The following is a 23,247-nucleotide window of genomic DNA, read 5'->3' as shown; positions in this document are numbered from 1 at the left end:
GACAAAAAAAGAGAACCGGCAGACTGAGCTGCCGGTTCTCGATCGTCAACCCTGGAAATGTACGTGAATGTACGGGTTGAATTGTGTTGAACGCACAGCGCTGAAGACTACAAACCTTCCAGCGCCGCCATCAGATCATTCAACCGATCCACCTTCTCCTCGGTAATGTCACTGGCCGCCAGCCCTTCGATGTATTCGGCCAGTTCCTCCACCGTGCTGCACTCGAACATCGCCCGCAGAGGCACATCCCGTTGCAGGGTTTTCTGCACCCGCGAGGCGATCTGCGTGGCAAGCAGCGAATGGCCGCCGAGTTCGAAGAAGTTGTCGCGTACCCCGACCTTCTCGACCTTCAGCACCTCGGCCCAGATGTCGGCCAGGGTCTGCTCCAGATCGCTGCGCGGCGCCAGGTAATCCTGGCTCTGCAACTGGCCGATCTCCAGCACCGGCAGGGCCTTGCGGTCAAGTTTGCCGTTGGCGTTGAGCGGCAACCGGTCGAGCCACAACCAGTGCAGCGGCACCATGTATTCCGGCAGTTCGGCGCGCAGGCGCTGCTTGATCCGCTCCAGGCGCTCGCTCTGATTCAGAGCGGAATCTGCGGCCACAAGGTAGCCGACCAGATGCTTGCCGTTGACGCCTTCCTGCACACCAACCGCGCCATCGCGGACTTCCGGTTGTTCGTGCAGTCGCGCCTCGATTTCACCCAGCTCGATCCGGTAACCGCGAATCTTCACCTGATGATCGACCCGGCCGACGTACTCCAGCACACCGTCACTGCGACGGCGCGCCAGGTCACCGGTGCGATACAGACGCTCACCCGGCGCACCAAACGGATTCGGCACGAACACCGGCGCGGTGCGCAGTGGATCGCTGACATAACCGCGACCGACCCCCGTGCCGGCCACGCACAATTCGCCCACCGCACCCAGCGGCACCAGATCCAGCGCGCCATCGAGCAGGTACAGCAAGTTGTTGTCGGTCGGCGTACCGATCGGCAGGTAACTGCCGCGAGTCGAGGCCATGTCGACGCGGAAGAACGCCACGTCGTCCGAACATTCCGCCGGGCCATAGGCGTTGACCAGACCGATGTCCGGATAACGCAGCAGCCATTGGTGCGCCAGTTCCGGCGGCATCGCTTCACCGGTCGGCAACATCCAGCGCAGGCCATCCAGGCTCAAGCGATCCGAGGCAAGCATGCCCTGAATCAGCGACGGCACGCTTTCCAGCACAGTGATGCCCTGCTGTTGCACATGCACCAGCAAACCTTGCGGATCGTGGGCGATGGTGTTCGGCACGATGTCCACTCGCGCCCCGAACAACGGTGCGGCGAGGAACTGCCAGACCGAAATGTCGAAGCTTTGCGAAGCGGTCTGGGCAATCACATCGGCGTCGCTCAGGTTCAGGTACGGCACCTTGCTCAACTGATTGTTGAGCATGCCGCGCTGCTCGACCATCACGCCTTTCGGCAACCCGGTGGAACCCGAGGTGTAGATCACATAGGCCAGATTGTCCGGCCCACTGAAGATGCCCGGATTCGCCGACGAAACCGCGCCGGTCTGAACCTCTTCCCACACCAGCAAGCGTGGACGGTTGGCGCAGCTGAACTCATCCAGCAAGGTCGTCGCCTGTTCACGGCAAGCCTCGGTGCACACCAGCACCGGCGTGCGGCTGAGCTCAATGATCCGTTGCAGGCGCTGGCTCGGCAGGCCCGGATCCAGCGGCAGGTAACCGGCACCGGCCTTGAAGCTGCCGATGATCATGCCCAGCAGATCCAGATTACGTTCACCCAGCAACGCCACCGGTTGATCCATCTGCACCCCGGCCGCGACCAGTGCATGGCCGAGACGGTTCGTGTTCTGGTTCAGCTCGGCATAGCTCAGCTGTTGATTGAGGCAACTGGCGGCGACGCGTTGCGGATGTTGCGCCACCTGCGCTTCGAACAGCTCAACGTAGCTCTGCTCCAGCGGATAGTCGTGCTCACTCTGGTTGCAGCCGTGGAGCAGGAAGTCTTGTTCCTCATGGCCCAACAGCGGCAGGTCAGCCATGTCGCCGTGGAAGCCGTCGACCAGCGCCAGCAACAGACGCTTGAACTCGCCGAGCATGCGCTCGATGGTCGACTCGTCGAAGTAACGCTGGTCGTAAGACAGGTGCAGACCGAGGTCATCGCCCGGATAGCAAACAGCAGTCAGCGGGAAGTTGGTGTGGGTACGGCCCGAGTCCGAGGTCGCGTTGAGGCTCTGCGCACGGTCCAGTACCGAGACTTCCACCGGGGCGTTTTCGAACACGAACAGGCTGTCGAACAGCGGCTGGCCTTTCGGCAGTTCGCTCTGTTCCTGGATGTTCACCAGCGGCAGGTATTCGTACTCGCGCAGTTGCATGTTGCTGTCGAGCAGACCGCTCAGCCACTGACGCACGCTGGCTCGCTGGTCGTCCGCCGGGATCTGCACCCGCAGCGCGATACTGTTGATGAACAGGCCGACGGTGCGTTGCATCTCCGGCATTTCCACCGGACGCCCGGCCACGGTCACGCCGAACAGCACGTCGTGATCACCGCTCAAGCGTCGCAGCACCAGTGCCCACGCCGCCTGGGCGAAGGTGTTGATGGTCAGTTGATGGGCCTGTGCCAGTTCGCGCAGACGGGCACCATCCTCGACATTCAGTCGGGTGTAGCGGTCGCCAACGATCATGCCGCCACTTTCGCCGGCGTGTTCACGCAGGAACGGACGGTCGCTCGGGATCGGCGTGGTGCGCTCGAACCCTTGCAGGTTCTGCTGCCACCACTGACGCGCCTCGGCCAGGCTCTGGCGTTGCAGCCAGCCGATGTAATCGCGGTAACGCGGCGGCACCGCCAATTGAGCTTCGCGCCCTTCGCCGAGGGCGGTGTAGATCTCGAAGAAATCGTTCATCAGCAGCGAGCGGCACCAGGCATCGATCAGGATGTGGTGGTTGCTCATCATGAACCAGTAACGCGCCGCGCCGACCTTGATCAGGCGCAAGTGGAACGGCGCCTGATTGAGCAGATCGAACCCGGCCTCGCGCTCAGCCTTGAGCAGCGCTTGCAGTTTCGGCTCTTGCTCAGCGTCAGCAATGGCGCTCCAGTCCAGATACTCGATCGGCGTGCGACCCGGCGTATGAATCACTTGCAGCATGTCTTCGCCGACGTTCCAGCAGAACGACGCACGCAGCGCTTCATGACGGGCGACCACAGCCTGCCACGCCTGGGCGAAACGCTCGGGGTCGAGTTCGCTGCTGATGCGGTAGCGATCCTGCATGTAGTACAGACCGGTGCCCGGTTCGAGCAAGGTGTGCAGCAGCATGCCTTCCTGCATCGGGGTCAGCGGGTACACGTCTTCGATGTGCGCCGCCGGCACCGGCAGTGCGTCAAGTTGCGCCTGGGTCAGTTTCGCCAGCGGGAAGTCCGACGGTGTCAGGCCGCCAGCGTCGTCTTGCAGGCAGTGTTCGATCAGGCTCTGCAACTCGCCGACATAGGCATCGGCCAATTCATTGATGGTCTGCGCGTCGTAACGTACGGCGCTGAAAGTCCAGCGCAGCAGCAGCTCACCGCCGTACACCTGACTGTCGACGCTCAACTCGTTCGGCAACGGTGCGTGCGGATCGTGGGCTGCGCCGACCGATTCATCCAGCGGACGGAACAGCGCATCGCTGCCGAAGCTCTGATCGAACTGGCCAAGGTAGTTGAAGGTGATCGGCGCATTCGGCAACGCTGCCATGCTCTGACGGCTGGCATCATCGGCGAGATAACGCAGCACGCCATAACCCAGACCTTTGTGCGGCACGGCGCGCAGTTGCTCCTTGATCGCCTTGATCGACGCGCCCTGCCCGGCGGCCTCTTCGATGTTGTGCGGAGTCAGACGCAGCGGATAAGCGCTGGTGAACCAGCCGACGGTGCGGGTCAGGTCGATCTCGTCGAACAGGGTTTCGCGGCCGTGGCCTTCCAGTTGAATCAGCGCTGACGCTTGACCACTCCAACGGCAGAGCACGCGGGCCAGCGCGGTCAGTAACAGGTCGTTGACCTGCGTGCTATAGGCGCTCGGTGCCTGTTGCAGCAACTGCTTCGTACGCTCGGCATCCAGACGCACGCTGACGGTTTGAGCGTGGCGATTCTCGCGACCGCCCTCAGGACGTTCGCACGGCAAATCGGCGTTCGGGCCGGCCAGTTGCGCCTGCCACCAACTCAACTCTTCACGCAGGGATTCGCTGCCGGCGTAGGCCTGCAAGCGTGCCGCCCAGTCCTTGAAGGCGCTGGTTTTCGCCGGCAGTTTCACCGACTGATCGGCGTCGAGCTGGCGATACACGGTTTGCAGATCGTCGAGCAGCACCCGCCACGACACACCGTCGACCACCAGGTGATGGATAGCGATGAACAGCCGTTGCTGGCCGTCCGGTCCGTCAATCAACAAGGCACGCACCAGCGGGCCCTGCTCCAGCTCGAGGCTGCGCTGGGCGTCGGCGAACAGTGCGGCGCACTGGTCCATCGACGGCACGCGAACCTGCCACAGCACGGCGGCATCGGACACCGATTGATGGGTCGCTTGCCATACGCCGTTGGCCTCGGTGAAGCGCAAACGCAAAGCGTCATGTTGCTCGATCACCGCCAGCAACGCCTGTTCCAGACGATGCGGTTCAAGCGTCGCCGTCGGCTCCAGCAACAACGCCTGGTTCCAGTGCTGACGCTCGGGAATGTCGGTGTCGAAGAACCAGTGCTGGATCGGCGTCAGACGCGATTCACCGGACACCAGACCTTGCTCGGCGGTGACGGTTTCAGTACGACTGGCGACAGCGGCCAGCGTCTGCACGGTCTGATGCTGGAACAGATCGCGCGGGCTGAAGTGGATGCCCTGCTGACGCGCCCGGCTGACCACTTGAATCGACAGGATCGAGTCGCCGCCCAGTTCGAAGAAGTTGTCGTTCAGACCAACCTGCTCGATGTTGAGCACCTCGCACCAGATCTGCGCCAGGATCTGCTCCAGCTCGTTGCTCGGCGCTACGTAATCCTGACGATTGAGCTCCGGATCCGGCGCCGGCAAGGCGCGGCGGTCGAGCTTGCCGTTGGCGGTCAGCGGCATGCTCTCCAGGAGAATCAAATGCGTCGGCACCATGTAGTCCGGCAGTTGCGTCTTCAGGTGCGCTTTCAGCGCGTCGCGCAGCTCGGCCTGCTCGGCTTCGCTTCGCGAAGCGACCTCGGTTACGAGATAGCCGACCAGTTGCTTGCCGCTCGGCGCATCCAGTGCCAGCACCACCGCTTCGCGAATCGAATCGTGATCAAGCAGGCGGCTTTCGATCTCGCCCAGTTCGATGCGGAAACCACGGATCTTCACCTGATGGTCGATCCGACCCAGGTATTCCACCAGACCGTCGGCGCGCTGGCGCACCAGGTCACCGGTGCGGTACATGCGCCCGCCATCGGCGGCAAACGGGTCAGCGACGAAACGTTCGGCGGTGATGCCCGCACGCTCGTGATACCCCACCGCCAGACCGGCGCCGCCGACGAACAATTCACCGGTCGCGCCTTGCGGCACCAGTGCCAGATCGGCGTCGAGAATGTACGCCACACGATCACCGATCACGCTGCCGATCGGCACACTGCCGGCGCCCTCCTCCAATACTTCCGGCGCCAGACTGGCCAGCGGCATGACCACGGTTTCGGTCGGGCCGTAGGCGTTGAAGAACAGGCTCGGCTTGAACGCTGCACGGATCCGTTGCAGATGTTCGCCGGTCAACGCTTCGCCGCCGGTGATGATCATGCGTACCGGCAGGATGTCGTTTTGCGTCGCGAGGAACTGCGCCAACTGGCTGCCGTAGCTCGGGGTGAAACCGAGAATATTGATCCGATGTTCGCGGATCAGCCCGCAGATTTCTTCCACGTCCCACTGCCCTTGCGCACGCAGCACCACCTGAGCACCGCTGAGCAGCGGCACCAGCAAACGCTCGGTGGCAGCGTCGAAGTTGATCGAATAGAAGTGCAGTTCACAATCGTCCGGACGCATGCCGAAACGCTCGATCACCGCCTGGCAGTGCATGGCGATTTCACCGTGGGACACCACCACGCCTTTCGGCTTGCCGGTGGAACCCGAGGTGTAAATCAAGTACGCCTGATGTTGCGGCAGGCTGATAAATGGCAGTTCGGTAGCCGGGTAATCGGCCAGCGCGGCGCTGTCGTCGTCCAGGCACCAGCGCGCCACGTTCGGCGGCAATTCACCAAGGGCCTTGAACATCGCCCGGTCACTGAGCAGCAGGCCGACGCCGCTGTCTTCGATCATGTAATGCAGGCGGTCGAGCGGGTATTCCGGGTCCAGCGGCACATAGGCACCGCCGGCCTTGAGGATCGCCAGCAGGCCGACGACCATTTCCAGCGAACGCTCCAGCGCCAGACCGACCCGCACTTGCGGGCCGACGCCGCGTTCACGCAGTGCCCAGGCCAGACGATTGGCGCGGGCGTCGAGTTCAGCGTAGCTCAGGGTCTGCCCGGCGAAGGTCAGGGCCGGCGCATCTTTGCGCGCCAGCGCCTGTTCGGCGAACAGGTGATGAATGCACTGGTCGAGACGACGCTCGCCCGGCTCGACGCCAAGGCTGTCGAGTAATTGCTGTTGCTCAGGGGCGTCGAGCAGCGGCAATTCGCTGAGGCGTTGTTGCGGATTGGCGATCAACGCTTCCAGCAGGTTGCGCCAATGCCGAGCCATGCGCGCGATGGTCGGTTCATCGAACAAGTCGGTGCTGTACGTCAGGCAGCAACCGAGGCGATGGTCGAGGTCGGTGACTTCCAGGTTGAGGTCGAACTTGGTCGCCCGTGCATCGTTGGCCAGGTACTCGACGGTCATCCCGGCGAGCATGCGGCTCTGCTGGAATTCCCAGCGCTGCACGTTGCACATCACCTGGAACAGCGGGTTATACGCGGCGCTTCGCGGTGGTTGCAGGGCTTCAACCAGATGATCGAACGGCAGGTCCTGATGGGACTGGCCTTCGATCACGGTGTGACGCACCTGCTCAAACAATTCGCCGACCGACATCTGGCCGTCGAGCTGGCAACGCAACACTTGAGTATTGAGAAACGCACCGATCAGCCCTTCGCTTTCCGGACGGATACGGTTGGCCACTGGTGCGCCGATGCGCAGATCGGTCTGGCCGCTGTAGCGATAGAGCAACGTTGCAAGTGCGGCGGTCATGGTCATGAACAGGGTCAGACCGTTCTGCGCATTGAACGCCCGGACGCGAGCAGCAAGGTCATCGCTGAGGTCGAAACGGAACAACTCGCCCTGGTGGCTTTGCACTGGCGGACGCGGACGGTCGCCCGGCAATTCCAGCAGTGGATGTTCGCGGCCCAGTTGTGCGGTCCAGTAATCGAGCTGACGCTGACGCTCGCCGGATTCCAGCCAGTTGCGCTGCCACACGCTGTAGTCGAGGTACTGCACCGGCAGCGGTTCCAGCGGCGAATCGCGGTCATCGACGAACGCTTCGTACAGAGCGCTGAGTTCCCGGGCGAAGATGTCCATCGCCCAGCCTTCGGTGACGATGTGGTGCAGGGTCAGGACGAAGTAGTGCTCGTGCTCGGCGGTCTTGACCAGGCAGGCGCGCAACAGCGGGCCGGTCTCCAGATCGAACGGCAGGTGTGCTTCGTCGTCAGCCAGTTGCTGGACTTTCTGCTCGCGCACATCGGCGGCAAATTGCGAGAAATCCTTCCAGTCCATGACCACGCCCGTCTCGGCATGCACCTGCTGACGGGCCACGCCGTCGACGCTCGGGAACGTGGTGCGCAGGGTTTCATGACGCAGGATCAGCGCTTGCAACGCGGCTTCGAAACGCCCGACATCCAGCACGCCACGCAGGCGCGCCATGCCGCCGACGTTGTATGCCGGGCTGTCGGGTTCCATCTGCCAGAGGAACCACATGCGCTGCTGGGAATAGGACAGCGGCACCGGTTGGCTGCGATCAACCTTGTCGATCGGCGGCTGTTGGTTGGTGCGGCCGCTGGCCTGAATCTGGCGGATCTGCTCGGCAAAAGCACCCAACTCGCTGTGTTCGAACAGTGCACGCAACGGCAATTCGACGTCGCAGGCCTGACGGGTGCGGGAGATGATTTGGGTGGCCAGCAGCGAGTGACCGCCGAGGGCGAAGAAGTCATCGCGCAGGCCGACCTGCTTCAGGCCCAGCACTTCACGCCAGATCCCGGCGATCTGTTGCTCCAGTTCGCTGACTGGTTCGATGTGTTCGCGCACCTGCCATTGCGGCTCGGGCAAGGCGCGGCGGTCGAGTTTGCCGCTCGGGCTCAGGGGCATTGCGTCGAGGCGCATCAGTTGCGCCGGGACCATGTATTCCGGCAGCTCGGCAGCCAGTGCGGTTTTCAGGCGAGCGATTTGCGCGTCCTGATCTTGACTGGCATCAGTGGCGGTGAAGTAGCCGATCAGTTGCGGGCCGGCGACGGTTTCACGCACCAGCACGGCGGCTTGAGCGACGCCGTCCTGAGCCAGCAGACGCGCTTCGATCTCTTCCGGCTCGACGCGGAAGCCGCGCAGTTTGACCTGCTGATCGAGGCGGCCGAGGTATTCGATCACGCCATCGTGGGCCCAGCGCGCGCGGTCACCGGTGCGGTACAGACGCGCACCCTGCTCGCCCAGCGGATCAACCACGAAACGTTCGGCGGTCAACGCCGGGCGGCCGAGATAACCCCGGGCCAGGCCGATACCGCTGATGCACAGTTCACCCGGCACACCGGCCGGCACTGGATTCAGATCGCTGTCGAGCACGCGACAGACCACGTTGCCCAGCGGACGGCCAATCGGCGAACGCTCGCCATCGGCCACGGTGCAATGCCAGTGGGTGACGTTGATCGCGGTTTCAGTCGGGCCGTAACGGTTGTGCAGTTGCACCGCCGGCAGTTGCGCCAGCACGCGGTTGCGCAGTTCCGCCGGCAGCGCTTCACCGCCGGAGAACACGCGGCGCAGGCTGGTGCATTCGGCGCTCAACGGTTCGTCGATGAACAGCGAAAGCAGCGGCGGCACGAAGTGCAACGTGGTCACGCCGTACTGTTGAACCAGCTGCGCGATGCGATGCGGATCGCGGTGTTCACCGGGGCCGGCGATCAACAGACGCGCGCCAGTGATCAGCGGCCAGAAGCATTCCCAAACCGACACGTCGAAACTGATCGGCGCCTTTTGCATCAGCACGTCGGTGTCGTTCAGGCGATAGGTGTCCTGCATCCATTGCAGACGTTCGGCCAATGCCGCGTGGGTGTTGCCCACGCCTTTGGGCTGGCCAGTGGAGCCGGAGGTGTAAATCACGTAGGCGAGGTTGTCGCCGTGCAGGTGCAGGCCCGGTGCCTGGCTCGGCCAGTTCTCCAGGTGCAGGGTGTCCATGGCGATCACGCTGACGCCTTCGCTGGCCGGCAAGCGGTCGAGCAATGCAGTCTGGGTCAGCAGCAGTTCGACGCCGCTGTCGCCGAGCATGTAGGCCAGGCGCTCGGCCGGGTAGTCCGGGTCCAGCGGCACATAGGCGCCACCGGCCTTGATGATTGCCAGCAGGCCGATCAACAGTTGCGGCGAACGCTCGGCAGCGATGGCCACGCAGACGTCCGGGCCGACGCCCTTGTCGCGCAGGTAATGGGCGAGACGGTTGGCCTGGGCGTGCAGTTCGGCAAAGTCGAGGCTGCCGCCGTCCCACACCAGTGCGGTGCGATCCGGGGTTTGCCGGGCCTGCTCATTCAGCAGTTCCGGCAGCCATTGTTGCGCTGGCGAGCACGGGGCAACGCTCCATGCGTTTTGCTGAGTATTTTCGTCGGCGGTCAGCAGTTGCAGATCGCCGATGGCTTGTTCCGGACGTTCGCAAACAGCGCGCAGCAGGTTGCTGAAATGCTCGGCCAGTCGCTCGATGGTTGTCGCGTCGAACAGTTCATCGGCATAGTCGAAGGACAGCGTCAGACGACCATTACGGTCTTCTTCGCTGTGCAGTTGCAGATCGAACTTGGCCTCGCGGCTGTGCCACGGCAGCTCTTCGGCGAGCAGGCCCGGCAGACGTTTGAGCGCACTCAGGTCGCGTTGCTGGTGGTTGAACATGACCTGGAACAGGCCCTGTTCGCGGGCCTGCGGGAAGGCTTCGAGCAGTTGTTCGAATGGCAGGTCCTGGTTCGCCTGAGCACCGAGTGCAGCCTGACGGGTTTGCGCCAGCAGTTCGGTGAACGGCAGGCGCGAATCGACGTCGGCACGCAGCACCTGGGTGTTGATGAAGAAGCCGATCAGGCCCTGGGTTTCCAGGCGCGGACGGTTGGCGTTCGGCACACCGATGCGAATGTCGCGTTGACCGCTGTAACGATGCAACAGGCTTTGGAAGGCCGAGAGCAGCAGCATGAATGGCGTGGATTGATAGGCTTGGGCAGTCTGGCGGATGGCGTCGCTGAGGCTGATTCCCAGACGAACGCTGTGGCGTGCGGCGCTGTGAATTTGTTTGGCGGAACGTGGATGGTCGGTCGCCAGTTCCAGGGTCGGATGCTCATCACCCAACTGCGCTTTCCAGTACGCCAGTTGCCGCTCGCCCTCGCCCTGCGCCAGCCATTGGCGCTGCCAACTGCCGTAGTCGGCGTATTGGGTGGGCAGCGGCGCAAGTTCGGCGCGCTGGCCTTGGGAAGCGGCGGCGTACAGGCGCGAGAACTCGTCGATCAGCACGTTCAGCGACCAGCCGTCGGCGATGATGTGGTGCATCGTCACCAGCAATTGGTGATCTTCATCGTCGAGGCGAACCAGCGTCACCCACAGCAGCGGGCCTTTCTCCAGATCGAACTGGGTACGGGCTTCGTCCTCGCGAATCTGTTGCGCACGAGCCTCACGCTCGGCGGCCGGCAGATCGCTGATGTCGACCAGTTGCAGGTTGAACTCGCCCGCCGTTTCGACCTGTTGCAACGCCACGCCGTCGCGTTCGAAGAATCGAGTACGCAGGGATTCGTGGCGCTCGATCAGTTGCTGGAAACTGGCGCGCAATGCGTCTTCGTCCAGTTCGCCACGCAGGCGCAGGGCGCCGGGAATGTTGTAGGCGCTGCTCTGGGGGTCGAGTTGCCAGGTGATCCACAAACGGTTTTGCGCCAGGGATTGCGGCAATGCTTCATGACGCGGCAACGCGGTGATTTCGCCTTGGGCGCTGCCGCCGTCCTGTTGCTGTTGCGCCACGGCGGCGGCGAATGCGGACAGGGTCGGCGCTTCGAACAGCAGGCGCAGGTTCAGCTCCAGGCTTAGCTCTTCGCGAACCTTGGCAATCACTTGGGCGGCGGCGATCGAGTTGCCGCCGAGCAGGAAGAAATGGTCGTCGGCGTTGACCTGTTTGACGTTGAGTTGCTCGGCCCAGATTTGGCCGATCAGACCTTCCAGCTCAGACGCGGACGCGGTCGAATCCTGAGCGGTTTGAGCAGTGGCCGACGGGAACACCGCGTAGCTGTCGAGGCTGCCGTCGGCCAGACGATTGCGGCAGGCCGAACGCTGCAACTTGCCGCTGGAGGTCTTCGGCAGCGCACCCGGATTGAGCAACACCACCACGCTCGGCGCTTCCTGATACGCCTCGGCCACGGCCTGACGGATGGCTTTGATCAGTGCTTCGGGTGGGAGGATTTTCTGCACGCTGCGGCTGATTTCCGCTGCGATACCGATGCCCTCCTCGCCATTCTGATTGACCGCGAACGCCGCGACACGGCCCTTGCGCACCACCTCCACTTCGTTCTCGACCGTCTTTTCGATGTCCTGCGGATAGAGGTTGTGGCCGCGCACGATCAGCATGTCTTTCAGGCGACCAGTAATGAACAACTCGCCGTCGCGAACGAAGCCCAGGTCTCCGGTGCGCAACCAGGTCTGGCCGGCGTGCTGAACGAAGGTCTTGGCACTGGCCTCGGGGTTGCGCCAATAGCCGTGGGCGATGCTCGGACCAGTCGCCCAGACTTCACCGACGGCGTTGTCGGCCAGTTCTTCAAGCGTGCTCGGCTCAACGATCAACACCGCATGATCGGGCTGGCTGATACCGCAACTCATGATCGGGCTGCCCTCGCCCGGTTCGGCGCGATTTTGCGCCAGGGCTTGATCGTCCACACGCAATGCAGGAATCCCTTTACCGCGCGGCGTGCCTGCTACGAACAGGGTCGCTTCCGCCAGACCGTAGGACGCCATGAAACTGCTTTCGCTGAAACCGCACGCGGTGAACTTCTCGGCGAAGCGCTCGAGGGTATCGAGACGGATCGGCTCGGAGCCGGAATAGGCCACACGCCAGCGGCTCAGATCGAGACGCTCGAGCGCCGATTCGCTGACCCGCTCGCTGCACAGTCGATAGGCAAAGTCCGGCCCGCCGCTGATGGTGCCGCCGTATTGGCTGATCGCTTCGAGCCAGCGCAACGGCCGGCCAAGGAAGTACGCCGGTGACATCAGGATGCACGGCACGCCGCTGAAGATCGGTTGCAGCAGACCACCGATCAGGCCCATGTCGTGGTACAGCGGCAGCCAGCTGACGATCACGTCGTCGGGGTTCACGTCGATGCCGAAGCCGTGGCGGATCAACAGTTCGTTGGCCACCAGATTACCGTGGCTGACCTGCACGCCTTTGGGCAGCGCGGTGGAGCCAGAGGTGTATTGCAGGAAGGCGATGTGGTCTTGCGGCAGGGTCGGTTCGAGCCAACGGTCGGCCAGCGCACTGTCGAGGGTATCGACGCACAACAGCGGCGGCGCGCCTTCGATTTGCTGCAGGGCGTCGCGCAGGTCGGCGCTGGTCAGCAGCAGCCGTGGCTCGGCGTCGGCAATGATCGACAGCAGGCGTTCCTGATGGTGACGCTTGGTCGATTCCGGCGGATAAGCCGGCACCGCGATCACGCCTGCGTACAGGCAACCGAAAAACGCCGCGACGTAATCCGGGCCGCTCGGAAACAGCAGCACCGCGCGATCACCGAATCCGGCCTCGGTCTGCAACACCGCGGCGATGGTGCGTGCACGCTGATCGAGTTCGCGGTAACTGAGCACCACAGCCTGCTCCTCGGTTTCAGCGAGAAAGCGCAAGGCCAGCCGATCCGGCGTCAGGGCCGCGCGGCGCTGGAGGGCTTGGACCAGGGTGCTGGGGAGTTCGAACGCGTCGGTCATGAGGTTTCCTGCCTGAATTCGGCTTGCTGGTGGAATCGGGTTGGCTGCGGCATGCCTGTGCAAGGCATGCGGGACACGGTCTTCGCCGACCGTGCAAGGCATTGGAATGCGGTAGGTCCGGGGCTGCGTACCCGGAACCATTCACCAATGAGAACGGATGACGTCTTGAAATAATTAGTCGGCAGGCTGGATCGCCAATGGGGCTGGGCGCTTGGATGAGTGCGGCGGCGTGTCGCAGTTCTCAGATCGCACCGTTATGGATCATTAGTTCTCTTTCTCAATTGACAATCATTATCATTCAACATAATTTGTCGCTCGATGTGTAGGACGGCCCCGTCCCCCAGGCGTCCCACTAACCTATTGGCAGCAAGGTGATTTCCATGACGGAACAAGTATCCACAAGCAGGTGCGATTCACCGCTACTTCAGGCATTCGTCGACAATCGACTGATTCTGGTCAAGATTGCAGCCCGCATTACCGGCTGCCGTTCACGCGCCGAAGATGTGGTGCAGGATGCGTTCTTCCGACTGCAATCGGCGCCGCCGATCACGTCGTCGATCAAGGCCCAGCTGAGTTATCTGTTCCAGATCGTGCGCAATCTGGCCATCGATCACTACCGCAAACAGGCGCTGGAGCAGAAGTACGCCGGCCCCGAGGAGGAAGGGTTGAACGTGGTCATTCAGGGCGCCTCGCCGGAAACCTCACACATCAACTTCTCGACCCTGGAACACATCGCCGATGCACTGACCGAGCTGCCGGTCCGCACACGCTATGCCTTCGAGATGTACCGTCTGCATGGCGTGCCGCAAAAGGACATCGCCAAGGAACTCGGCGTTTCGCCGACCCTGGTCAACTTCATGATTCGTGATGCGCTGGTGCATTGCCGCAAAGTGTCGGGCAGCCGGGCAGATGTCATGACCGCAAACCGTCGCTGACAGCACGCCGCCCAAAAAAAGCTCGCCGCCTTCGTTGAAGGGCTGCGATCTTTTTTTGTTTCAACGAGGCATCACACCAGTTTGCAGCGATCAAAAAACCGCTCGCGCCCCAGAATCATCAACGCCGCGCGCTTGTGCGGGAAGTCGAATTCCTTTTCGCAGTGGAAGCACTGGTTGTGCATGTGGCCGATCATCTTCGCGTTGTCGGCACGCGGCTCCGCAACGACGCGCTGAGTGCGCGGATCATCCAGAAACAGGTAGTGCACCAGCGCCGACAGCCAGCTCGCCACCTTGTGCGGGCCGCGATGATCCTCTTCCCCGACCAGCATATGAATCCCGCGATCGTAGTTATCGGCATCGTAGAACGGCGCGATGCGATCTTCCTTGGCCCAGTAGGCTTCGAAATAAGCAAACGGCTGGTCGTCGAAACAGCCAATCAACGTCAAGGTGTGCGGGTCAGCGTCGAGCTTGCTCAGGTACTCGCGATGCTGTTCGAGGCTGCCCTCCTCCTGCCAGAAACTGGCGACTCGCGGACTGTTCTGCCAACGGTTGAAACGTGCGAGATCCTGCTCGATCTCCACCGTTCGCAAAGAAATCCAAGCGCCTAGGCGTGCATCAAAGCGCCGATAAACCTCACCGCGCGGTTTCACCGGGCGCAGCGGATGGCGCTTGCCATTGCTGATGACCATTTGCTGCGGATAACTGCCGGTCAGCGAGGTGCCCAGCCAAGGTTGCGGCAGTTGCCAGAACAACGTGCGTTCGCAGCGATATTCGCCCGCCACTTCGGTGCTCACCAGCAAGCCGCTGAGCAAGGCTTCGGTCGGCGACTGATCCAGTTGCCAGATCAATTGCTGACGCGCCGGATCCCGGGCAAACAGCCAATAACAGGCCGCCCACAGCGCCTGACCTGGCGGCAATGCATAGCGTTCATCGATCTGGATCGGCCCCTGGCCCTCACGATCGAGGCGCAGGCGAATCAGCGGTTGCCCGTCCAGGCTGAGGCTCAGACGGCTTTCAGTGGCATCGGCTATCAGTTGACTGCCCGAAGGCAAGGCCAGGGCAGTCAGGTCATTCAGATTGGACATGGGTCGGGCTCACGATAATCGTCGACAGTTCAACGATGGGACGTGAGCCGGGGCGGGAAATTTAGGCCGTCCGTGAAAAACCGTCCGTCATGGGTGAGGCACCGGCACCACGGCAATCTTGTACGGATCGAAAATCTTCAGCATCTGCCCATTGTCGCGCAGCCCCTTCAGCAGCTTGCCGAACGCTTCGCCGGTGATCGGCGCCTTCGGGCTGAGAATCGCGTAATGGTGGTAGATCTGATCGATGCGCTGGGAGACCAGCAATTCATCGCGCACCTTTTCGTTGCGCAGCAGGTAATCGAACAGATAGGAGCGCGTGACCAGCGCAATGTCGGCCCGCCCGCGCAGCACCATCAACAGGTTGCTGTCGTGGGAATAGGTCAGCGTGGCGTTGTAGGTGTCCGCAAGGTATTTGGGGTCGGCATTGAAGTTGGCGAACTCGTAGTGATAGCCGCTGTAGAGAGCCAGCCGTTTGCCCTTGAGATCGGCGAAGTAATTCTGCTGGCGGCCGGGTTCTTTTTGCGCGACGAAAATCTCCGCGTCCTCCAGCCCCATGTCGACCGTGGTGTGGGGAATGTCTTTCCAGCCCCAGTCCGGGTTCTCGAAGATCGCCATGTCCGTGCGGCCTTCCTTGAAATCGCCGAACCGTCGTGGAATCGAGGTGGGGACAAGCTCGAAGCGGTAGTCGCTCTGAGCGCTGTTCAATGCAGCGACCAGCTCCGGCAGCAGCCCCGTGTCGGCTCCGTTTTCCGGGCGAATGGTGTAGGGCGGGAAATGCGCCGCACCCACTCGAACCACTTGCACCGCCTGCGCGGGTATAACCCAGGATGCAGCCAGCGCTGCGAACATCAGCCCGGCGGCCGTCCGATTTGACGAAGACTTCAAAACACCCCACTCCCCGAAAAAGTACTGTTCCATGCATTCAAGCTAGGCGGTTTCGCCCAGTTAGCCAGTTTCCCGGGCCGATAGAAAGTGATCAGCGCTCTTCAAGCACCAGAATCAGCGCTTCTTCGGCCAGTTGATCGAGGCTCAGACTGCCGCCGGCACGGAACCAGGTGGTGGTCCAGGATAATGCGCCCGTGAGAAAACGTCGGGTAATGAACACATCGCCACGGATGAACCCCGCCTCTTTGGCTTCGCCCAGCACTTGCAGCCAGATGTCTTCGTAGATATCACGCAGCGCCAGCACTTTCGCCTGCCCCTCTTCGGACAGCGAGCGCCATTCATACACCAGCACCGCCATCGCTTCGCCGCTGCCGCCCATGATCGACTGCAATTCACAGCGGATCAACGCCAGCACACGCTCGCGCACATTGGCCGCCTCGGCCAGGGCCGCACGCATCAGCGCCGTGTTGTAGCGGATGGTTTCCTCCATCACCGCGCGCAGGATTTCGTCCTTGCTCTTGAAGTGATGAAAAATGCTCCCCGACTGAATCCCCACGGCGCCGGCCAGGTCGCGCACGGTGGTGCGTTCGTAGCCTTTGTTGCGAAACAGGTGGGCCGCCACTTGCAGCAGTTTGCCGCGAGCGCTGTCCGGGTCGGTCAACCGGCCTTCGTCGACCAGTTCGCGCATGACCTTCAGGGCTTTTTGCTCGTCCACCCGTTCTCTCCTACAGTCGTTCAGTCTTCTGCCGCCCTGAAACCGCAGGGTTGCGCGGGCAATTTAAGCCGCCGGCCGCGACCAAGCAAGCGCTTGGGCAGAAGATAATCTAGCCTGTTTACAAACCAAGCGCTTGCTTGGTAGCCTCGATGCACTTCTGTCACAGGTTGCTGAGTCGGAGATAAATATGCCCACCACCGTCCGCATCGGATGCGCCAGCGCATTCTGGGGAGATACCTCGACCGCCGCCGCGCAACTTGTGGCCGGCGCAAACCTGGATTATCTGGTGTTCGACTACCTGGCCGAGATCACCATGTCGATCATGGCCGGCGCCCGTATGAAGGACCCGCAGGCCGGATTTGCCGGCGATTTCATCGAAGTGCTGGCGCCCCTGCTGCCGCAACTGGCCGAACAGAAGATCCGCGTTATCAGCAATGCCGGCGGGGTCAATCCCCGGGCCTGCGCCGCCGCACTGCAAGCGGCCTGCGACAAGGCCGGCGTGGCGCTGAAAATCGCCGTGCTGCTGGGCGATGACCTGCAACCGCAATTCAAGCACCTCACCTCTCAAGGCATCACGGAAATGTTCAGCGGCGCCCCGCTGCCGCCGATGTGTGTGTCGACCAACGCCTACCTCGGCGCCCCGGGCATCGTCGAAGCCCTGCGCCTGGGCGCCGACATCGTAATCACCGGCCGTGTGGTGGACAGCGCGGTGGTCAGCGCCGCGCTGGTGCATGAATTCGGCTGGTCCTGGCATGACTACGACAAACTCGCTCAAGCAGCCTTGGCCGGTCACATCATCGAATGTGGCGCGCAGTGCACTGGCGGCAACTTCACCGATTGGCGCGACGTGCCGGATTACGAGCACATCGGCTTTCCGATCGTCGAAGTCAGCGCCGACGGCCAGTTCATTGTCAGCAAACCCGAAGGCTCAGGGGGACTGGTCACACCGCTGACCGTCGGCGAGCAGATGCTCTACGAAATCGGCGATCCGCAGGCCTATCTGTTGCCCGATGTGGTCTGCGATTTCAGCCAGGTCAAACTCCAGCAACAAGGCAAAAATTCAGTCCGCGTCCATGGCGCCAAAGGCCTGCCGCCCAGCGACAAATACAAGGTCAGCGCGACGTACCCGGACGGTTTCCGCTGCACCGCCAGTTGCCTGATCGCCGGCATCGATGCGGTGGAAAAAGCCCGACGCGTCAGCCAGGCGATCATCAACAAGACTTCTGAAATGCTCGAGCAACGCGGCTGGGGCCCTTACACCGAAACCCACATCGAACTGCTCGGCAGCGAAGCCACCTACGGCCCTCACGGCCAGCGCCGGGACAGCCGCGAAGTAGTGATCAAACTCGCCGTGCGCCACCCGAACAAACAGGCCTTGATCCTGTTCTCCCGGGAAATCGCCCAGGCTGCCACCGGCATGGCGCCAGGGCTGACCGGCATCGTCGGCGGGCGGCCGACGGTGTATCCGCTGATCCGGCTGTTCTCGTTCCTGATCGACAAAAGCGCCTGCAGCTTGCAGATCGACATCGCCGGCGAGCGCCACCCGTTTGCCCTGCCCGCCTCGGCCATCCTCGACAGCCAGGATCTGCCCCTGCCCTACGAAACGCCTAAACCCCATGGCCGCGCCGACGCCAGCGTAGCGCTGGTGAAACTGGCCGTGGCGCGCTCCGGCGACAAGGGCAATCACAGCAACATTGGCGTCATGCCACGCCGGCCGGAATACCTGCCATGGATCGCCGAGGCGCTGACCCCGGCGGTGGTCGTGGACTGGATGAGCCATGTCCTCGACCCGATTCACGGCCGGGTCGAACGCTGGTATCTGCCGGGTACCCACAGCCTGAATTTCCTGCTGGAAAACGCCCTCGGTGGCGGCGGCGTGGCGAGCCTGCGCATCGACCCGCAAGGCAAGGCCTTCGCCCAGCAATTGCTGGAAATCCAGATCCCGGTGCCGCAGAGCATCGCCGAGCAGTTCGACTAGAGGATTGGCACCATGGCGTTCGAATCGATTTTCAGGGCTGATCTGTTCAGCGGTCAGACCGTCATCGTCACCGGTGGCGGCAGCGGCATCGGGCGTTGCACCGCCCATGAACTGGCAGCGCTCGGGGCCAGCGTGGTGCTGGTCGGGCGCAAGCCGGAAAAGCTGCAAGCCGTCGCCGCAGAAATCGCCGAGGACGGTGGCCGGGCGCACTGGAAGGCTTGCGACATCCGTGACGAAGAAGCGGTGAAGGCGCTGGTCAGCGAATTGATCCGTGAACACGGGCCGATCCATGGGCTGGTCAACAACGCCGGCGGCCAGTACCCGTCGCCCTTGGCCTCGATCAATCAGAAAGGCTTCGAAACCGTGCTGCGCACCAATCTGGTCGGCGGTTTTTTGATGGCCCGGGAAGTGTTCAATCAATCGATGAGCAAACACGGCGGCAGCATCGTCAACATGCTCGCCGACATGTGGGGCGGCATGCCCGGCATGGGCCACTCAGGCGCCGCGCGTTCGGGCATGGACAACTTCACCAAAACGGCGGCGTTCGAATGGGGTTATGCCGGCGTCCGGGTGAATGCGGTGGCGCCGGGCTGGATCGCCTCCAGCGGCATGGACACCTATGAAGGTGCGTTCAAGGCTGTTATCCCGACCTTGCGCGAACACGTGCCGCTCAAACGCATCGGCACCGAATCTGAGGTCAGCGCCGCGATCGTGTTTCTGCTCAGCCCGGCTGCCGCGTTCATCAGCGGCAGCACGTTGCGCATCGATGGCGCGGCCAGCCTGGGCAGTCGCGCATGGCCGTTGCACAAGGCGACCCACAGCGAATCCTTCAACGGTTTTCACCGGGCCTATATGCCGGATGTCTTGAAGGACAAGGAGTAAGCCATGCCGCAGATCCAGTCTCAGCTTGACCCGCACAGCGAAGCCTTCGCCCGCAACCGCGCAGCGATGCTCGCTGCCATCGAGCAAGTCCAGCAGCTCGAACAGAACCTGCTGAACAAGGCCGCCGAAGCCAAACCGAAGTTCGACAAACGCGGGCAATTGCTACCTCGCGAGCGCCTGAACCTGCTGCTCGATCCTGGCGCGCCATTTCTCGAACTGGCCAGCCTGGCCGGCTACAAACTGCACGACGACAAGGACGGCAGTTCGGCCGGTGGCGGTTTGATCGCGGGCATTGGCTACGTGTCCGGCGTGCGTGCCTTGATCGTGGCGAACAACAGCGCGATCAAGGGCGGGACGATTTCTCCGTCAGGCCTGAAAAAATCCCTGCGCCTGCAACAGATCGCCCAGGAAAACAAACTGCCGGTGATCACCCTTGCCGAAAGCGGCGGCGCCAACCTCAATTACGCGGCGGAAATTTTCGTCGAAGGCGCACGCAGCTTTGCCAATCAGGCGCGGATGTCGGCCATGGGTTTGCCGCAGATCACCGTGGTCCACGGCTCGGCCACCGCTGGTGGCGCCTATCAGCCGGGGCTGTCGGATTACGTGGTGGTGGTGCGCGGCAAGGCCAAGCTGTTTCTCGCAGGTCCCCCATTGCTTAAAGCAGCGACCGGTGAAGTCGCCACCGACGAAGAACTGGGCGGTGCCGAGATGCACGCGCAAGTGGCCGGCACCGCCGAATACCTGGCCGAGAACGATGCCGACGGCGTACGTCAGGTGCGGGAAATCGTCAGCCTGCTGAACTGGAACGAGCAGCTTCCATGGCTACCCGAACCGCAATACAAGGAACCGCTGTACCCCATCGACGAACTGCTGGGCCTGATCCCGGATGACCCGAAAAAGCCCTACGACGTGCGCGAAATCATTGCGCGGATCGCCGATGAATCGCGCTTCATGGAGTTCAAGGGCGAGTTCGATCAGCAGACCATCTGCGGCCACCTGAAAATTCAGGGTCGCGCCTGCGGCTTCATCGGCAACAACGGCCCGATCACACCCAATGGCGCAAGCAAGGCGGCGCAGTTCATTCAGCTGTGCGACCAGAGCCAGACACCCCTGCTGTTTTTCCACAACACCACCGGGTTCATGGTCGGCACCGAATCGGAACAGCACGGCGTGATCAAGCACGGCTCCAAATTGATCCAGGCCGTGGCCAATGCGCGGGTGCCGAAACTGACGATCGTGGTCGGCGGCTCCTATGGCGCGGGCAACTACGCGATGTGCGGGCGCGGGCTCGATCCGCGTTTCATCTTCGCCTGGCCCAACAGCCGCACCGCCGTGATGGGCGGCGCCCAGGCCGGCAAGGTGTTGCGCATCGTCACCGAAGCCAAGCAATTGAAGGACGGCCTGGTGCCCGATCCGAAAATGCTCGACATGCTGGAGCAGGTCACCGCGCAGAAACTCGACAGCCAGTCCACCGCCCTCTACGGCAGCGCCAACCTGTGGGACGACGGACTGATCGATCCGCGCGACACCCGTACCCTGCTCGGTTACCTGCTGGACATCTGCCACGAAGCCGACATCCGCACGCTGGCCCCCAACAGCTTCGGCGTCAGCCGGTTCTGATTGCCACGGACTCAAGGAGAACAATAAAAATGATCTTCACCCCGGAACACGAAGCACTGCGCCGCACCGTCCGCCAATTCGTCGAACACGAGATCAACCCGCACGTCGATGAATGGGAAAAGGCCGGGCGTTTTCCGATCCACGAGATTTTCCGCAAGGCCGGCGACCTCGGCTTGCTGGGGATTTCCAAGCCGGAAAAATTCGGCGGCATGGGCCTGGACTACAGCTATTCGATCGTCGCGGCCGAAGAGTTCGGCACCATCCATTGCGGCGGCATTCCGATGTCGATCGGCGTGCAGACCGACATGTGTACCCCGGCCCTCGCCCGCTTCGGTTCCGATGAGCTGCGCGACGAATTCCTGCGCCCGGCGATCACCGGCGAGCAGGTTGGCTGCATCGGCGTGTCGGAAGTCGGTGCCGGCTCCGACGTCGCCGGGCTCAAGACCACCGCGCGCAAGGACGGCGACGACTATGTGATCAACGGCAGCAAGATGTGGATCACCAACTCGCCGAGCGCCGATTTCATCTGCCTGCTGGCCAATACCTCGGACGACAAGCCGCACGTCAACAAGTCGCTGATCATGGTGCCGATGAACACCCCGGGCATCAGCCTCAGTTCGCATCTGGACAAGCTCGGCATGCGCAGCTCGGAAACCGCCCAGGTGTTTTTTGACAACGTACGGGTGCCCCAACGCAATCGCATCGGCCATGAAGGTGCCGGGTTCATGATGCAGATGCTGCAGTTCCAGGAGGAACGCCTGTTCGGTGCGGCCAACATGATCAAGGGCCTGGAATACTGCGTCGACAGCACCATCGAGTACTGCAAGGAACGCAAGACCTTCGGCAATGCGCTGATCGACAATCAGGTGATCCATTTCCGCCTCGCCGAACTGCAGACCGAAATCGAATGCCTGCGGGCGCTGGTCTATCAGGCCACCGAGCAATACGTGAAAGGCCAGGACGTGACCCGACTGGCTTCCATGGCCAAGCTCAAGGCCGGGCGCCTCGGTCGCGAAGTCAGCGACAGTTGCCTGCAATACTGGGGCGGCATGGGCTTCATGTGGGACAACCCGGTGGCCCGCGCCTATCGCGACGTACGGCTGGTATCGATTGGCGGCGGCGCCGACGAAATCATGCTGGGGATCATCTGCAAACTGATGGGCATCCTGCCGGGGAAAAAGAAATGAGCACCCTGCCCGATTGCCAGACGCTGTTGCTGGAGCCGCATAACGGCGTGCTGCACATCACCCTCAATCGCCCTGAAAGCCGCAACGCCATGAGCCTGCAAATGGTCGCCGAACTGCGTTCAGTGTTCGCCGCCGTGCGCGATGACCGCAGCGTTCGCGCACTGGTGCTCAGCGGGGCTGGCGGGCATTTCTGTGCCGGTGGCGACATCAAGGACATGGCCAACGCCCGCGCTCAGGGCAGCGATGCCTATCGCGAGTTGAACCGCACTTTCGGATCGTTGCTGGAAGAAGCGCAGCACGCGCCACAAGTGCTGATCACCGTTCTGCAAGGCGCGGTGCTCGGGGGCGGTTTCGGACTGGCGTGCGTGAGCGATATCGCGCTGGCCGATCATCAGACGCAATTCGGTCTGCCGGAAACCAGCCTCGGTCTGCTGCCGGCGCAGATCGCACCGTTTGTGGTGCAACGCATCGGCCTTACCGAAGCCCGTCGCCTGGCGCTGACTGCCGCGCGTTTCGACGGCCATCAGGCACGGCGCCTGGGGCTGGTGCATTTTGTCGAGCAGGATCCCCAGGCACTTGCCGAACGGTTGGATGAAGTGCTGCAACATGTCCTGTGCTGCGCCCCCGAAGCGAACGCCGCCACCAAGAAACTCTTGCTGGCCAGCGCCGGCCAGCCGTCGAGTGAATTGCTGGATGAAGCGGCGCGGTGGTTCAGCGAAGCCGTGACCGGTGCCGAAGGTATCGAAGGCACGATGGCGTTCGTGCAAAAGCGTAAACCGAAGTGGGCCTCCTGAAAGCTTCGCGGGCAAGCCCGCTCCCACATTGGATCTGTGTCATTCACAAATCCTGTG

The 23,247-nt window shown here is 62.5% G+C and carries 10 protein-coding genes; 6 read left to right on the top strand and 4 right to left on the bottom strand.

Annotated elements, in window-relative coordinates:
* Positions 1–107: 107 nt before the first annotated feature.
* Positions 108–13,109 carry a non-ribosomal peptide synthetase gene (locus ACW9HX_RS19910; protein WP_457381920.1) on the bottom strand — a complete coding sequence of 4,334 codons (13,002 nt, stop codon included), beginning with the start codon at positions 13,107–13,109 and terminating at the stop codon, positions 108–110.
* 380 nt (positions 13,110–13,489) lie between these two features.
* On the opposite strand from ACW9HX_RS19910, the gene ACW9HX_RS19905 reads away from it, so the two are divergent.
* On the top strand, positions 13,490–14,044 hold the full coding sequence (locus tag ACW9HX_RS19905; RefSeq protein ID WP_169431282.1) for an RNA polymerase factor sigma-70: 555 nt from the start codon (positions 13,490–13,492) through the stop codon (positions 14,042–14,044).
* Between the two features lie 71 nt (positions 14,045–14,115).
* Here ACW9HX_RS19905 and ACW9HX_RS19900 read toward each other — a convergent pair whose 3' ends face one another.
* From ACW9HX_RS19900 to ACW9HX_RS19890, 3 genes are all read right to left on the bottom strand, one after another.
* Positions 14,116–15,129 (bottom strand): GNAT family N-acetyltransferase, encoded by a 1,014-nt coding sequence (locus ACW9HX_RS19900; protein WP_457381919.1) that lies wholly within the window; start codon positions 15,127–15,129, stop codon positions 14,116–14,118.
* An 87-nt stretch (positions 15,130–15,216) separates the two neighbouring features.
* Complete coding sequence (locus tag ACW9HX_RS19895) at positions 15,217–16,014, bottom strand: substrate-binding periplasmic protein (RefSeq protein WP_457381918.1); 798 nt, start codon at positions 16,012–16,014, stop codon at positions 15,217–15,219.
* A gap of 91 nt (positions 16,015–16,105) precedes the next feature.
* A complete protein-coding gene (locus tag ACW9HX_RS19890) occupies positions 16,106–16,729 on the bottom strand; it encodes a TetR/AcrR family transcriptional regulator (RefSeq protein WP_457381917.1) in 624 nt (207 codons plus the stop codon).
* A 187-nt stretch (positions 16,730–16,916) separates the two neighbouring features.
* Between ACW9HX_RS19890 and ACW9HX_RS19885 the strand changes: the two genes are divergently transcribed.
* From ACW9HX_RS19885 to ACW9HX_RS19865, 5 genes are read left to right on the top strand one after another with little or no spacing between them, the layout of a single operon-like run.
* Positions 16,917–18,707 (top strand): acyclic terpene utilization AtuA family protein, encoded by a 1,791-nt coding sequence (locus tag ACW9HX_RS19885; RefSeq protein WP_457381916.1) that lies wholly within the window; start codon positions 16,917–16,919, stop codon positions 18,705–18,707.
* Between the two features lie 12 nt (positions 18,708–18,719).
* Entirely contained in the window at positions 18,720–19,589 is an 870-nt protein-coding gene (locus tag ACW9HX_RS19880; RefSeq protein WP_457381915.1) for an SDR family oxidoreductase, read from the top strand.
* Positions 19,590–19,592: 3 nt separating this feature from the next.
* Positions 19,593–21,209 carry a geranyl-CoA carboxylase subunit beta gene (gene atuC / locus ACW9HX_RS19875; RefSeq protein ID WP_457381914.1) on the top strand — a complete coding sequence of 539 codons (1,617 nt, stop codon included), beginning with the start codon at positions 19,593–19,595 and terminating at the stop codon, positions 21,207–21,209.
* 29 nt (positions 21,210–21,238) lie between these two features.
* Positions 21,239–22,396 (top strand): citronellyl-CoA dehydrogenase, encoded by a 1,158-nt coding sequence (gene atuD, locus ACW9HX_RS19870; protein WP_085710720.1) that lies wholly within the window; start codon positions 21,239–21,241, stop codon positions 22,394–22,396.
* The gene (locus ACW9HX_RS19865) at positions 22,393–23,190 is read left to right on the top strand and encodes an enoyl-CoA hydratase/isomerase family protein (protein WP_457381913.1); all 798 of its coding nucleotides are present in this window, start codon (positions 22,393–22,395) and stop codon (positions 23,188–23,190) included. Before atuD ends, ACW9HX_RS19865 begins: the two co-directional genes overlap by 4 nt.
* Positions 23,191–23,247 lie beyond the last annotated feature (57 nt).

Source organism: Pseudomonas sp. SDO52101_S400, from assembly GCF_054071635.1.
Note: the sequence above shows the minus strand (reverse complement) of the source record. Positions and strands in the feature narration are given on the sequence as shown.